Here is a 13,954-nt window from a genome sequence, read left to right as displayed (position 1 = left end):
CACGCGCGGCGGGCTGAGAGGGGGCCGCGGGGGTGCCCGCCGCCAGCAGCCGACCCTCGCCATGGCGGGCCCGCTCTGTGCACCTACTGGAGGTCATGTCTCGTGTCCATACGACGCAGGGGGTTGAGGTCGCGCCTGAAGGTAAGGCGCCCCGCCCACCTGGTGCTCCTTGCCACGGCGGTGGCGGCACTGGTCGCCGCACCGGCATCGGCCGGCGTCCTCCCCGAGGCGCCCAAGTCCGCCCCCACTGACCTCTACCTCGTCCAGGTCGACGGCGAGCCGCTCGCGTCGTACACCGGTGGCGTCAAGGGTCTGCCGGCGACCAGGCCAGCCCAGGGCGGGAAGGTCGACGCCCGGTCCGCGGCGGCCAAGGAGTACCGCGCCGAGCTCAAGAAGTCCCGGGACGACGTACGCCGCAGGGGCGGGATCTCCGGCGTGCCGGTCCTACGTGACTACGGCGTCGCCTTCAACGGCTTCGCGACCCGCCTGACTCCGGCGCAGGTCAGCAAGCTCCGCCGGACGCCCGGTGTCCTCGGCGTCTGGAAGAACGAGATCCGGAAGGCGGACACGGTGTCCACCCCGGAGATGCTCGGCCTCGAAGGCAAGGACGGCGTCTGGAACACGCGGTTCGGCGGCGACGCGCGCGCTGGCGAAGGCGTCATCGTCGGCGTTCTCGACACCGGTATCTGGCCGGAGAACCCCAGCTTCGCGGCCCTGCCCGAACCCCGCCCCGACGCGCGGGCCATCTCCAGTAAGTGGAAGGGCACCTGCGACCGCGGTGAGACCGGCCGGATCGCCTGCAACAACAAGGTGATCGGCGCCCGCTGGTACAACGCGAGCGGCCTGGGCGACCAGCTCGACGGCGAGTTCAAGTCGCCGCGCGACTTCGGCGGTCACGGTTCGCACACCGCGTCCACCTCCGCCGGCAACCACGGCGTGACGGCGGCCATCAACGGCCTCACCGTGGGCACCGCCTCCGGCATGGCGCCCGCCGCGCGGATCGCCGTCTACAAGGTGCTGTGGCAGCAGCCCGACGGTGGCGGCAGCGGCGGCACGGTCGACCTCGTCGCGGCGATCGACGACGCGGTCGCGGACGGCGTCGACGTGATCAACTACTCCATTTCCGGATCCCAGACGTCCTTCGTCGACCCGGTGGAGCTGGCCTTCCTCGGCGCTGCTGACGCCGGTGTCTTCGTCGCGGCCTCGGCCGGCAACAGCGGCCCGGGCGCGAGCACCGTCGCGCACAACTCGCCGTGGGTGACGACCGTCGCGGCCAGCACCCACGACCGGTCGTCGCCCAAGAGTGTCACGCTCGGCAAGGGCCAGACCTACGCCGGTATCGGTGTCGGACCGGCGGTGGCGAGCACCGGGCTGGTCGACGCCGGCGCGGCGGTCAAGGCGGGCGAGTCCGCGTCCGACGCCGAGCTCTGCAAGGCCGGCTCGCTTGACCCGGCGAAGGTGATCGGCAAGGTCGTACTCTGCAAGCGCGGCGACAACGCCCGGATCGACAAGAGCCGGACGGTTCGCGACGCCGGCGGGGTCGGCATGGTCCACTACAACGACCCTGACAACTCCCTCAACGCCGACTTCCACTTCGTTCCGACGGTTCACGTCAACAGCGCGGCGGGCCTGGCCATCAAGGCGTACGCCGCTACGGCGGGTGCCACCGCCTCGCTCTCGGAGAGCGTGAGCGTCAAGGCGCGGGCACCGGAGATGGCGGCGTTCTCCTCAGCCGGACCGGCCCGCGCGGGTGCCGGCGACCTGCTCAAGCCTGACATCACCGCGCCCGGCGTGGACGTGATCGCCGCGGTGGCGCCGCCAGGAAACAACGACAACAACTGGGACGCCTACTCGGGTACGTCGATGTCGAGCCCGCACATCGCCGGCCTGGCCGCGCTCCTCATCGGCAAGAACCCCACCTGGTCCCCGATCTGGGTGAAGTCGGCCCTGATGACCAGCGCGGGCCAGAAGGACAACGCGGGCGAGCCCATCCAGCGGGCCGGTCGCGCCGCCACGCCACTGGACTTCGGCGCGGGGCACGTCCGTCCGGCGGAGTCCTTCACGCCGGGCCTGGTCTACTCCAGCGGAAAGGCCGACTGGGAGAAGTTCCTCTGCGGCACGGGTCAGCGCAGCGGCAAGCCGCAGTGCGCCCGCGGCTCGATCGACCCGAGTGACCTCAACTACCCGTCGATCAGCATCGGTGCTCTGCCGGGCGAGCAGACGGTGACCCGCGCGGTCACCAACGTGACCGGTCGCGACCAGGTCTTCACCGCGAAGGTCGAGGCGCCGGCCGGCTACTCCGTGGCGGTCGCTCCCGAGCGCCTCACGATCAAGAAGGGTCAGTCGGCGAAGTTCACGGTGAAGGTCACGCGGACCACCGGCACGCTCGGACAGTGGGCGTTCGGCTCGCTGACCTGGCAGGCCGCGGCCAAGGACCTCACCGACGTACGCAGCCCGATCGCCGTCCGCGGCGTGGCAGTCGCGACGCCGGGCGAGGTGACTGGCACGGGCGCCACCGGGTCCACCACCCTGAAGGTCAAGACCGGCTACACCGGCACGCTGACCGCGCAGGCCGCTGGCGTCGTCCCGGCCAACACCACGACCATGGAGCTGGTCGGCGTCAACACCTCCTTCGACCCCAACCGCCCGGCCACCGGCCCAGCGGTCGGCAAGGTCACGGTCGAGGTACCCGCGGGCAGCAAGCTCGCCAGGTTCGCGACGTACGACGCCGACTACGGCGTCGGCACGGACCTCGACCTGTTCGTCTACAACGCGTCGGGACAGCTGGTCGGGTCCAGCGCCTCCGGTACCTCCGAGGAGTCGGTGACCCTCAGCGCGGCCGGGACGTACTCCGTGTACGTCGTTCAGTACGCCCTGCCGACCGGCCAGACCAAGGGGACGGTGAAGCACTACGACTGGGTGGTCGGCCCGGCGACCGGAAACCTCACCGCGACACCGGCCAGCCAGCAGGCGACGACCGGCGGCGACGCGACGGTGACGCTCGCCTGGAACTCCCTGACCGCCGGTGGCCGCTACCTCGGCGTGCTCTCCCTCGGGGACGGCACCAACGAGATCGGCCGCACGATCGTCACGCTCAGGCCATGACCGGGCGCTGAGCGACCTGATGAGCCGAGGGGTCGCCCGACCTCTCACGCATCGGCCGACGATGAACGCCCGCCGCACCCGACCCGGTGCGGCGGGCGTTCGCTTTCTCACGCACCCGACGTTGCTCGGCAACGCCAACAGTCCCGGGCGTTCACCTCGGGACGCGACCGTGTGGAGCTGTGCGCATCATGGTCGTCGCGGAGTCCTTCCTGCCCCAGGTCAACGGCGTCGCGAACTCCGTCCGCCACCTTGTCGACCACCTGGTCAGGCGAGGGCATCAGGCGTTGGTCGTCGCACCGGGACCCGGCGACACGACGTACGCGGGTACACCGGTTGTCCGCGTCAGGAGCCTGCCGCTGCCGATGTACCCCGACTTCCCGCTCGGTCTGCCGGACGGTGCTCTCCGTAAGGCGGTGACGGAGTTCGCGCCCGACCTCATCCACCTGGCTTCACCGCTCGTCCTGGGCATGTCGGGGCTGCGGACCGCCGAGCGGTACGCCATCCCGACGGTCGCGGTGTACCAGACCGACGTGGTGGGCTTCGCCCAGCAGTACGGCTTCGTCGGGGTCGAGCGGACTCTGTGGGCGTGGACCCGCCGGATGCACGTCCGCGCCGGGCGTACCCTCGCGCCGTCGCGGGCCGCACTCGACCAGCTGCACGCCAACCAGATCCCCCGGTTGTACTGCTGGCCGCGGGGCGTCGACCTGCGACTCTTCCAGCCGTCCCGACGGGACGCCGAGCTTCGTCGCCGGCTGGCACCTGACGGCGAGGTCCTCGTCGGGTACGTCGGCCGGGTCGCGACGGAGAAACGGGTCCACCTGCTCCGTCGGCTGGCGGACCTGCCCGGCACCAGGCTCGTCGTCGTCGGGTCCGGGCCGGCGCTCGAGGAGGTCCGGGCGATCGCTCCAGGTGCCGCCACGCTTGGGATGTTGAGCGGCGTCGACCTGGCGCGTGCGATCGCCTCGCTGGACATCTTCGTGCACACCGGAGCGCATGAGACCTTCTGCCAGGCCGCCCAGGAAGCGCTGGCGAGTGGCGTCCCGGTCGTCGCGCCGGCGGCGGGCGGACTGCTCGACCTGGTGACGCCCGGAGAGACGGGGTTGCTCTACCCGCCCGAGGAGTCTCCGGAGGCGATGGACGCCTTCCGCGCCGCCGTCCTCTCCCTCGCCGGCGAGCCGGTGCTCCGGAGCGCGATGGGCCGCGCCGCCCGGGCGTCCGTCCTCGACCGCGGCTGGGAACCCATCCTCGACGAGTTGATCGACGTCCACTACCGCGGGGTCCTGCGGCAGCCGACCTCGCCCGACCTCGCCGCCTGACCAGCCGCTTCACAAAAGACCGCGGGCCTTCCAGGACGGGAACATGCGCATCGCACAGCTCGCGAACTTCTACGCCCCGACGTCCGGCGGCCTGCGGACCGCCGTGGACGCGCTGGGACGGGGGTACGTCGGGGCCGGGCACGAACGGCTCCTGCTCGTGCCGGGACCGCGCGACTCCTGGCACGAGGACGAGCACGGCCTCACGGTGACGTTCCGCGCGCCGTACCTGCCCGGCACGCACTATCGGGTGGTCGTCGAACCCTGGCGGATCAACGACGTACTCGACCGCCTCCGCCCCACCAGCGTCGAGGTGTCGGACAAAGCGACGATGGTCACGGCGGCGCGGTGGGCCCGGCGGCGCCGCGCGGGCAGCGTGCTGCTCTCGCACGAGCGCCTCGACACCCACCTCGCGCCCCGGATCCGTTGGCAGGCTGGCCTGGTCACCGGATCGAACGCTGTCAACCGGTACTTGCTGCGGACCTTCGACACCGTGGTCGTGACGTCGGGCTTCGCGGCGGAGGAGTTCACGCGGGTGGGTGCGGGAGCGGGATCTGGCGACCGCGCCAAGGCACCCGCGCGCGTGCGGCGGATCCCGCTGGGCGTCGATCTGGCGACGTTCCATCCCGACCGGCGGCGGCGTGGGCCGTCCGGTGATGGCGTCGCGCGTCTGGTGCACGCCGGGCGGCTGTCGTACGAGAAGAGACCGGACCTCGCGATCGCCACCGCGGTCGAGCTGCACCGGCAGGGTTTCGCGTTCCAGCTGGACGTGTACGGCGACGGACCCGACCGGGACGCGCTGGTGCGGCTGGCTGGGGAGGCGCCGGTGGTGTTCCATCCGTACGTCGCGGACCGCCACGAACTCGCCGCCAGACTCGCGAACGCCGACGCGGCGCTGTCGCTGTGCCCGGATGAGACGTTCGGCCTTGCGATCCTGGAGGCGCTGGCCTGTGGTACGCCGGTGGTGACGGCGAACCGCGGCGGCGGCCGTGAACTCATCACCCTGGCGTCCGGCGCCTGCGCCGAACCCGAACCCTCCGCTCTCGCCACTGCGGTGCGGGCGGTCCTGAGCCGTCCCGAGGCGGCCCGCCGGCTGGCCGCCCGCGAGCGAGCCGAACGCTACCCGTGGGGTTCGACTGTGGCCGCCATGCTCGCGGTCCACGCGTCCGTGAGCGACGAGGCAACGGTCCTCACCCGCCCGGCGGCACCCCTGCCCTGGCATCCGGGGGTGGGTTCTCGGGCTGATCTTGGGGGACGGTGAGGGTGAGGAATCTCGCCGTCGGCCCGCGTCTCGAAGATCAAGAACCGCCGCAGCGTCCTGTGATCGAGTTGGAGCCGCTATACGCATGCGGCAGACCTACGGCTGCTCCCTTGTCTCCACATCGAGGTCGAGGGGGACATCCTCCACCGGCATGTCCCTGATCCGAAGCAGGCGCACGGCGTGCCGCCACCGCCGACCACGGTCGGTCGCGATGTCTGCGCTGATCTCCACCACGACAGTCGGCTCGACCCGCACATACCGGACGGGGCCGCGCCAGCCGATGTTCAGCTCTTCGGGCCATGGGTGCCGACCACCAGCCGGCGTGAGCTCAGCGGCAATCTCGGCCGCCTCACGATCCGATAGGCGGGTCGTGCTCCCAGCGACCCGCAACCGTCCGGTCTCGGAGTCATAGCGGCCCAGGATCAGGGACTGCGGCCGTCGTAGCGTCCCAGTGACCCCACCGGTGATCGCCTCTGTTGTCACCCTCGCCTTGTACTTCCACCAGAGGCGCCGGCCCTCCTCGTACCTGCTCCTCGCCGGCTTGATCACGAGCCCTTCCACGCCCACGACGGCGAGATCGTTGTACCACCCCTCCGCTACAGCAAGATCGCTCGTCTGCATGCCCAGTGCGAGCGGGGTACCTGGTCGTACGCGGTGGAGCAGCGTCTCCAGGACCCGCCTGCGCGCGGTCAAGGGTTCCCGTCGGTAATCACACCCGTCGAGTTCGAGGACATCGAATACAACCAGGTGACACGGCTCCACCTTCGCCAGGTCGCGCGCCCTGGCGCGCCTGGCGTAGCGGAGCTGGAGGGCGGAGAAGTCCAGCTTGCCGCGGGTCCAGCAAACAACCTCCCCGTCAAGGCACGAGCCCTTCGGCACCACGGCGAACAACGTGCCGACGATCTCCGGAAACGCGCCTGTCAGGTCCGTCCCACGCCGACTGGCAATTCGTGTGTCGCCTTGGTCCGTGACGATAGAGATCGCCCGAAATCCGTCCCACTTCGGCTCATACAGGCACCCACCCGGGCAGGAACCTGGCGCGGGAAGATGATCGATGCTGCGTGCGAGCACCGGCTCCACCGGAAGCCTGACGTGCACACAAGCACAATAGGTGTCCGTCGATGGAACCCAGCACGCTAGCCAGGTGGCGGCCCACGACAAGTGCACAGGAGCCGATCGTGGATGATCGTGTGCGTGTCGCAGATCGAGCGCCCCGGGGAACCTGTTTGGGCGCCTATTGACCCGAAAGCGCTGGCAACACTGCAAACTAGAACTATCCGGGGTTGATCAGCTCTGGAAGCGACTCGATGTTGCTGTCGTGACGCTGCCAACAGCAGGCAGCCAGGCGAGCGTCGACCTGGCGGACAAGCTGCGTGCGTACGCACATGACCACGCAGCAACGGCGATGCGCGCCGCCATAGATCACCTCAGAGCATGGCGAACGATGCTTCTCGCCGGAGAGATGCCGGCCTACGCCCACCTGTCCCTCCTGCGCACCGCACACGAAGCCGCACTCCTGGCGTATTGGCTCACCGAGCCTACGATCGACACCGACACACGCCTCGCACGGGGCGTTGCAGCGGCTGCTGCTGACTACGAGGAGCGGCGCAAGTTCGAGGAGGCGGCCGGTCGCGTCGCTACGCCCCCCGGCAAGCTGGCCGTCGAGCGGCTGGCCGATCTGATCGCCGCCGCCGACCATCGCGGGCTCGGGCTCGTTCGCAAGAACCGACGGGGAGACCCAATTCTCGCCCTCCAGGTGCCCGCAACAGTCGAGCTATTCGACCTCTACGAGGCGGCACGGCAGGGCGCCAAGCCGCAGCTCCTCTATCGCTTTTACTCGGGATATGCCCACGCCAAGCAGTGGGCTCTGGTGCAAGGGGCCGAGCAGCAAGCACCGTTCGACCCCTCGGGGCGCACATTGGCGTTGATCCAAGGGAGCGACGCCGTAGCAGTCGTCGCAACACAGCGCACAATCAACGCAGTGCGGCGCGCCATTACTGCCTACGAGGAACTGCGGGGAGGCTAAACGTCCGGGGTGCAGCTTCCGACGCCTCCGCCCCACTTCCAAAGCTGGCGCGGCCGGCGGTGGCGAGGGCGGCCCGCCCCAGACGTGTCGACGATCATGCCGCATCCGCGCGACGTCTCGCTGCGGCTATCTACAAGTTCAGCGCAGATGCCCTTGTGGGGTACTGTCCGCGGGTGAGCTTCGCGCGTACGCAGTGGAAGATCCACGGCGAGCGGGTCGTGGATGAGAACCGGCATATTCGGCTGTCGACGGTCGATGTGGAGCTGCCTGATGGAACGCACTTCACTCAGTACGTCGCCCGCATGCCTCGGTGTGCGATGACCCTTGTCCTCGACGACCAACGGCGCGCCCTACTCATGTACCGGCACCGCTTCATCATTGATCAGTGGGTCTGGGAACTGCCGGGTGGCTATGTCGACCACGCCGAGGATGTCGCTGCTGCCGCGGCGCGGGAGGTCGAGGAGGAGACTGGCTGGCGACCCCGGACGATGACCAAGCTAGTGACGTTCCAGCCATCGATCGGATCACTCGACCAGTCGCAGGAGATCTACCTGGCTCGCGGCGCGGACCGTGTGGACACCGATCCGGACATCAACGAGGCCGAAGCCGTCCGCTGGATACCACTGACGGAAGCCGCGGAGATGATCGAGACCGGCGAGATCGTCGGTGCGGCCACCGTGGTCGCCATCTACCGTGCGCTCAGTCTCACACCATGAGGGCTGCGACGCGGCGGCAGAACTCTCCAACCTCAGGCAGCCCGTTGTGCGGGCTGAGACGGCGCCGCAGGTCACGGAGGTAGCTGAGGCTTCTCCGGGAAGAAAGTCCCTCGACGATGCTGATCGCTTCATCACCGATCCGCACCGCTTCAAGCGGCTCCTCGGCGGCGCGAGCGGACGCGAGCAGGCAGAGATTGAAGGCCCGGCCGCGGCGATATCCGTCCGACATGTTCAGAGACCGTTCGGCGTAATAGCCTGCCCGGCGGTCGTCGGAGAGCTCACGGAAGCAGTGAGCGAACTTGGCTGACAGATACGCCTCATCGAAGTACGTCAGCCATTCCGGTGCCGTCGCCTCGGACCGTTCGAAGGCCTTCTCCGCTGCTGTAAGGCTGCCTGCACAGGAGGAGGCATCGTCCCGAGCCGCGTGTCCGTGAGCCTCCACGATGTGGCACTCAGACTCCAATGCAGCCAAACCTGCCTTCCGCGCACCGATCTGGGCTGCGCGGGCGAGGTCGACGGCGTCGCCGGGGCGGCCGATGTAGGTCGCCTGGTGACTCATCGCGGCGAGAACTTCCGCTCCGAGGGCGTGGTCATTCGCGGTCCGGGCCAGCCGCAGGGCCTGGATGAGGTACCTCTGAGCGAGACCGTGCTCTTCCTCGTCGTACGCCATCCAACCGGCCAGCTTCGTCAGTTCGGCGGCTGCGGCGAACACGCTGCGGCCGATCTGCTCGGTATACCGACCGCGTAGAAGCGGAGACACCTCACTGTGGAGGTACTGGACGACCGTCTGGCGAATCCGCCCGCCGCCGACGCGGTTGTCGAGGTCGCGGAACGTACCGATCATGGACCGGAGCGCCTCGACATCGGACTGACCCACCTTGCGCCGTCCAGAAGAGGCCGGATGGTCGGGGCCGGGGAGCGTTAGCCACCGCATCGATGCCGCTGTGTAACCCGCGACCGCATAGCTGATGCCGGTCAAGACCTTTCGGCGCTCCACGTCACCTCTCCACAACGCCGTTACCGTGTCCACGCCTTCTGTCCAGCTCAGGGGGAACTCAAGCCCAAGGTCTACCTGCTCGCCATCGGCATGCATTCCGCAGTCGGAAGGCGTCGTCCGACGACCAAGTGCCTCGCTGAGTACAGCCGCGATAAGACCCGGCCCAGGCGGTCTGGGTTGCTCTCCTTCAAGCCACCGCCGAACTGAGTTGTGGTCGTAGCTCAGCTGGTGGCCGATGCCACGGCCGCGTTCGACGACGCGACGGGCAAGCCCTTTATGGGTGAGCCCGGCCTCATCGACGAGCTCGGCCAGCACGCGGTTTGGCTGCTTCGGGCAACGTCCCATCGTTGTCCTCCTGGACTCAGATGCGCAGTTTGGCATGGTCTGGCCTTTCCTGCCATGTATCGCCAAAACACGCGCCCCCCGTGCACTCCCCCTCCCCTTACGCGCGCCTTATGCAGCGTCACGAAATGCGGTGTCGTCGTGTCGTGGACAAAGAGCGCGTGGTGGCGACCCTTCACAGGGTTGCCGGCGAAGTCGCTCAACTCATCGCCGAACGTGAGGACGCAGCCGCAGTTGCAGCACCTCACGGGGGAGGTTTCAGTGGGGATCACGTACAGCGAGGCCGAGGCCCGCGTTTGCCGGCGCCTGGAAGCGAACCTGGCGATCAGCGAGCAGAACGCGTGCAAGCTTCGTGACCGGCTGGCCGATGAGATGGGCTGGCACGTAGAGCTGAGCTACGACACGATGCACGGTTGGGGAGTCCATGCCAGGAACCCGAAGCTCCCCTTCGACAGTGGCGTGACCTTCTACTGCACGGTCACGGACGATGGCGACGCCCGCTGGAGCTTTATCCGTTCGTTCGCTTGGGCTGTCCGCAGCGACGACTTGGACGGCGTGATCGGCTATATGCGGCATCTGCTCCCGGATCCCCGGCCGTTTTGATGGCCGCCATCATCCCCGCTCAGTCGCACGCCGACATCTCCGTCGCTGTCCTCGTCCGCGAGTACGGGACCAGCCGCGTCCGCGAACTCGCCGAGGAACTCGAACGCACTCACCGCCCTAACCGGGCACGCCTGATGATCCGTTGGAGGCGGCGGATCATCCCCGTCCCCGCGCTGCGGGACGCCTGGTGCGTCTCCTGCGGACGGCCGTGGATGTGCCCGCAGGCCCGCATGGCCGAGCTGGTGTTGCACCCGCTCGCCTGACACGGGCCCCTGGATGGATCGCCGCTTGGACACTCCCCACCGGCTGGCGGTCCCTGTCGGGCCCGGGGCGTACCGCGCCCCCCGGACGTCCCGGGCCTACACCCATGAGACGCCCCAGCCGCCAACAGAGTCGGTAAGGGGTTCAGCAACACCACATTGCCCGGATGCAGCCGGGCCCAACGAAGAAGGGCAATTTGATGCACGAGAGCACCCCTGGTAATGGCAGTTCGTCGTACCTGATCGACGTCGAGCAGGTCGAGGCCGCCGGCCACTCCATCTCCGCCGGCCACGGCGCCAGCGGGTGGCTGGAGGCCAGCCTGAGCAGATCGCTTCGCAGTCGGAGCGACTTGCCCCCAGTTGCTCCGAGGACGAAGACCGGACACCCCTGGCACACACCGATGGGGAGGGAAGGCATGGCGCCTCAGACCAGCATCAAGGTCGACCACGATGACTCTGGCTTCCACATGAGCGACGCCAACCAGGGCGAGAAATCAGCCGTGCTTCATTTCACTCCGGGTGAGTGGGACGCGTTCCTGCGCGGAGTCAACGCTGGCGAATTCGACTTCTCCGACCACCCGCCACACGTCCCCGGCGGGTAACGCGACGGTCTGACCCGTCACTCGGCCATTCAGCTACGAAGGAGGTGAAATGCAGAAGTTCGAGAACGCCGCGTGGCGTAAGTCGTCCTTCTCCGTGCACCAGCAGAACTGTGTCGAGGTCGCTCCCGTTGACGGGGGTGTCGCTGTGCGCGACACGAAGGACCGTCAGGGGCCTGTTCTGACGTTCCCCGCTGGGGAATGGAAGGCCTTCACGAGTTCGGTCAAGTCCGCCTGAAGCCGTTGCGGTGGCCTGGCTGGTGACTCCTCTCGGGGCACCAGCCAGGCGCCACGAACAATGAGGTTCGAATTGAGCAGGTCCTTTCCTCCACCCGCCGTCATCAGGCGGAAGCTGAACGAGCGGGGGCAGCCGGTCCGCAGGGCGCTGCGGGAGGCGTTCAGCGGGTGCCTGGTCGAGAATGCAGAGCGGCTGGAGGCCGCGGTCGATTCGTGGACACCGGCTGAGCTTCACGAGCGCACCACCCGGTTCCCGGTCGACGGGCCGATCCCGTACTCGCTTGCGGCCCTGCCTCCGACTCTTCTACTGCGGCTTCCCCGCGATGACGCCGGAGTGCCTCTCATGCCGTCGACGGACGATGAGGCCCGGCGGGTGATGGCGGAGTTCTGGCCGCAGCGGTTCGTGCACCCTGCGGGCGTCATGTACCGGCGGGCGCAGGACGAGGACAAGGAGGTCCACGGCCGGTGGCTGCGGGAACTACGGAACCGGATCGGCACCCAGCTGGATCTGGCCGCGTGGGGGCAATACCTCGCGGTCCACGACGCCCAGCTGGCGCGGGGTTGGTACACGCTCGACTTCACCGCCGCCAAGATCGCCTACCAGTGGCCTGAGATCTGGATCGACCGGGCACTGTGGGCGCGAGCGACCACTCGGCACGGGTCGTTCGTCACGGCTGACACCGGTGCCCGCGGCTCCGATCTCGTCGCCTGGATGCAACTACCCATTGGTGAGTACGGCGTCGAGTTCGCCACCCACCTCCTCCGGACGGTCAACCTGATGATCGCCTTCACGGAGCAGGACGAGGCATTCCGCGAGGCGGCAGTGCGCCAGGCGGACCTGCACCACGACCTGGTGGCGATCCACACGGTGCGGGCGCGTTTCCACCAGTCTCCGAGCGTCCGCGAAAGCATCGTCCCCTCCCTGCAGGACGGGGACCAGTCGATCGCCATCGCGGTCGCGATGCTGACCAGTGAGAGCCTGCCCGGCTATGAGCACGATCCCGTTGGCGCGGTCGAGCAGCTGGTTGCCGACGACCTAGTGAACGCGCTGACCCTCTGGTCGGCGTCCCCGCTGGCTGGGAGCGGCATCTTCCACGGCACCTACCTGCCGGGACTGGTCGGCCGGGATGATTCCGGGCGGTTTCAGCTTCACCCCGACGCAGTGAGCCGGCTAAGTCTGATCCGAGACCACGCCCAGAAGGCCGACTGGCAGGAGTGGTCCGCCTACGACGAGCGCCACGCCCGGTGGGTAGAGGCCGGCCTGTACGGCGCGCCTGCGCCGCCGTTCGCGACCGGGTTGACGTGCCCGTTCGCCGGCCCCCACCGGCCCTCGGGTGCAGCTCGGGGCGACATTCAAGACAGCGTCGTGAGCCGCCGCACCCGAACCTTCCTGCGCGTGCTGAAGCGCATCCAGGCGATCGAGTAGCCGAACTCTCGACGACATCAATCTGTCCGACTATGAAGACACAGGGTGACGTGGCCCGGCAGGGCCCACGTGAAGGGAGGAGTCTGCATGCGGATCGTCGCGTACTCCAACGAGTACATGCCGGACGGTCGGTGGGGGGCGCAGAAGGCGCTGCGGGACCTGCTGCGGCCGTTGACCGACCCACACGAGGTGTCGGTGGTGTGCTGGGACGGTCACGGCCTCAGCGATCCGTACGAGTGGGAAGGCGCCCGAGTCCTCCCCGACAAGGACAGCCCCGAGTCCGTAGAACGGCTGCGGTCGGCGGACCTGCTCATCACCCACCTCATGGGCACCTTCTTCACCACAGACGTCGGCGAGACCTACGACATCCCCGTCGTCCAGCTCATCCACGGCAACTTCCCTGGCGACACGGGCGAGCATGGCTTTCTGCGCCGCCGCTGCGACCTCGCGATCTTCAACAGCCACTGGCTGTCGGCGGAATTCCCCGAGTACACCCGCCCCAGACTGGTGACTTACCCGCTCATCGACCCGGCCGAGTACCGCACCCAGCCTGGCCCGGCGGTCACCCTGGTCAACCTCGGCCCGTGGAAAGGGAGCGACATCTTCTACGCCCTGGCGGAGGAGTTCCCGGACGTGCCGTTTCTCGGAGTTCTCGGCTACGACGAGCCCGACGTCCGCGACCTGCCCAACGTCACCGTCTCCCCTAGCGTCGATGACATGCGCCCCGTCTACAGTCAGACGCGAATCCTGCTGATGCCAAGCAAGAGCGAGTCGTTTGGACGGTGCGCTGTCGAGGCCGCAGCTTCTGGCATCCCCACCATCGCCGCGCCAACCGACGGTCTCCGCGAAGCACTCGGGGACGCCGGCACCTTCTGCCCCACAGACGACCTCGACGCCTGGAAATCCGCGCTATCCCGGCTCCTGCAGCCCGAGGGATGGGAGGAGGCCAGCTCACGCGCTCTCGCCCGGTCGACAGAGCTAGCCGAGATCACGAAGGGACACCTGGAGCAGTGGCGCGAGGCGGTTGACGCATTCGAAGCGGCACAGGCTACTTCGTGACCGTAGTCAG

General features: G+C 68.5%; 13 protein-coding genes. 11 read left to right on the top strand and 2 right to left on the bottom strand.

The features are described from left to right. Positions 1-162 precede the first annotated feature (162 nt). The 3 genes from B141_RS0120060 (at position 163) to B141_RS0120050 (ending at position 5,679) form a co-directional block, all read left to right on the top strand. The gene (locus B141_RS0120060; RefSeq protein WP_020576974.1) at positions 163-3,105 is read left to right on the top strand and encodes a S8 family serine peptidase; all 2,943 of its coding nucleotides are present in this window, start codon (positions 163-165) and stop codon (positions 3,103-3,105) included. A 188-nt stretch (positions 3,106-3,293) separates the two neighbouring features. After that, positions 3,294-4,421 (top strand): glycosyltransferase family 4 protein, encoded by a 1,128-nt coding sequence (locus B141_RS0120055; RefSeq protein WP_020576973.1) that lies wholly within the window; start codon positions 3,294-3,296, stop codon positions 4,419-4,421. Between the two features lie 43 nt (positions 4,422-4,464). Then, a complete protein-coding gene (locus B141_RS0120050; protein ID WP_020576972.1) occupies positions 4,465-5,679 on the top strand; it encodes a glycosyltransferase in 1,215 nt (404 codons plus the stop codon). A 96-nt stretch (positions 5,680-5,775) separates the two neighbouring features. Here B141_RS0120050 and B141_RS0120045 read toward each other — a convergent pair whose 3' ends face one another. Continuing rightward, the gene (locus tag B141_RS0120045) at positions 5,776-6,750 is read right to left on the bottom strand and encodes an ATP-dependent DNA ligase (protein WP_040421874.1); all 975 of its coding nucleotides are present in this window, start codon (positions 6,748-6,750) and stop codon (positions 5,776-5,778) included. Between the two features lie 247 nt (positions 6,751-6,997). Here B141_RS0120045 and B141_RS0120040 point away from each other — a divergent pair, with 247 nt between their 5' ends. Both B141_RS0120040 and B141_RS0120035 read left to right on the top strand, forming a co-directional pair. Further along, entirely contained in the window at positions 6,998-7,705 is a 708-nt protein-coding gene (locus B141_RS0120040) for a hypothetical protein (RefSeq protein ID WP_020576970.1), read from the top strand. A gap of 173 nt (positions 7,706-7,878) precedes the next feature. Next, positions 7,879-8,421 carry an NUDIX domain-containing protein gene (locus tag B141_RS0120035; RefSeq protein ID WP_020576969.1) on the top strand — a complete coding sequence of 181 codons (543 nt, stop codon included), beginning with the start codon at positions 7,879-7,881 and terminating at the stop codon, positions 8,419-8,421. On the opposite strand, the gene B141_RS0120030 is transcribed toward B141_RS0120035, so the two are convergent. Then, entirely contained in the window at positions 8,411-9,418 is a 1,008-nt protein-coding gene (locus tag B141_RS0120030) for an NsdA family TPR-like regulatory protein (RefSeq protein ID WP_020576968.1), read from the bottom strand. The two genes, B141_RS0120035 and B141_RS0120030, sit on opposite strands and share 11 nt — an antisense overlap. 603 nt (positions 9,419-10,021) lie before the next feature. Here B141_RS0120030 and B141_RS0120025 point away from each other — a divergent pair. From B141_RS0120025 to B141_RS41685, 6 genes are all read left to right on the top strand, one after another. Next, positions 10,022-10,363: a hypothetical protein gene (locus B141_RS0120025; protein ID WP_237742744.1), complete on the top strand. Its 342-nt coding sequence runs from the start codon at positions 10,022-10,024 to the stop codon at positions 10,361-10,363. Further along, positions 10,363-10,626: a hypothetical protein gene (locus B141_RS0120020; RefSeq protein WP_020576966.1), complete on the top strand. Its 264-nt coding sequence runs from the start codon at positions 10,363-10,365 to the stop codon at positions 10,624-10,626. The genes B141_RS0120025 and B141_RS0120020 overlap by 1 nt, the downstream gene beginning before the upstream one ends. 197 nt (positions 10,627-10,823) lie before the next feature. Further along, complete coding sequence (locus B141_RS41690) at positions 10,824-11,225, top strand: DUF397 domain-containing protein (protein WP_020576965.1); 402 nt, start codon at positions 10,824-10,826, stop codon at positions 11,223-11,225. A gap of 49 nt (positions 11,226-11,274) precedes the next feature. Further along, entirely contained in the window at positions 11,275-11,460 is a 186-nt protein-coding gene (locus B141_RS0120010; protein ID WP_020576964.1) for a DUF397 domain-containing protein, read from the top strand. Positions 11,461-11,532: 72 nt separating this feature from the next. Further along, a complete protein-coding gene (locus B141_RS0120005; protein WP_157181135.1) occupies positions 11,533-12,885 on the top strand; it encodes a hypothetical protein in 1,353 nt (450 codons plus the stop codon). 87 nt (positions 12,886-12,972) lie between these two features. Further along, on the top strand, positions 12,973-13,944 hold the full coding sequence (locus B141_RS41685; RefSeq protein ID WP_020576962.1) for a glycosyltransferase family 4 protein: 972 nt from the start codon (positions 12,973-12,975) through the stop codon (positions 13,942-13,944). Positions 13,945-13,954: the final 10 nt, after the last annotated feature.

This window comes from Actinopolymorpha alba DSM 45243, assembly GCF_000373925.1.
Classification (GTDB): domain Bacteria; phylum Actinomycetota; class Actinomycetes; order Propionibacteriales; family Actinopolymorphaceae; genus Actinopolymorpha; species Actinopolymorpha alba.
This window is presented reverse-complemented; position numbering and strand designations above follow the sequence as displayed.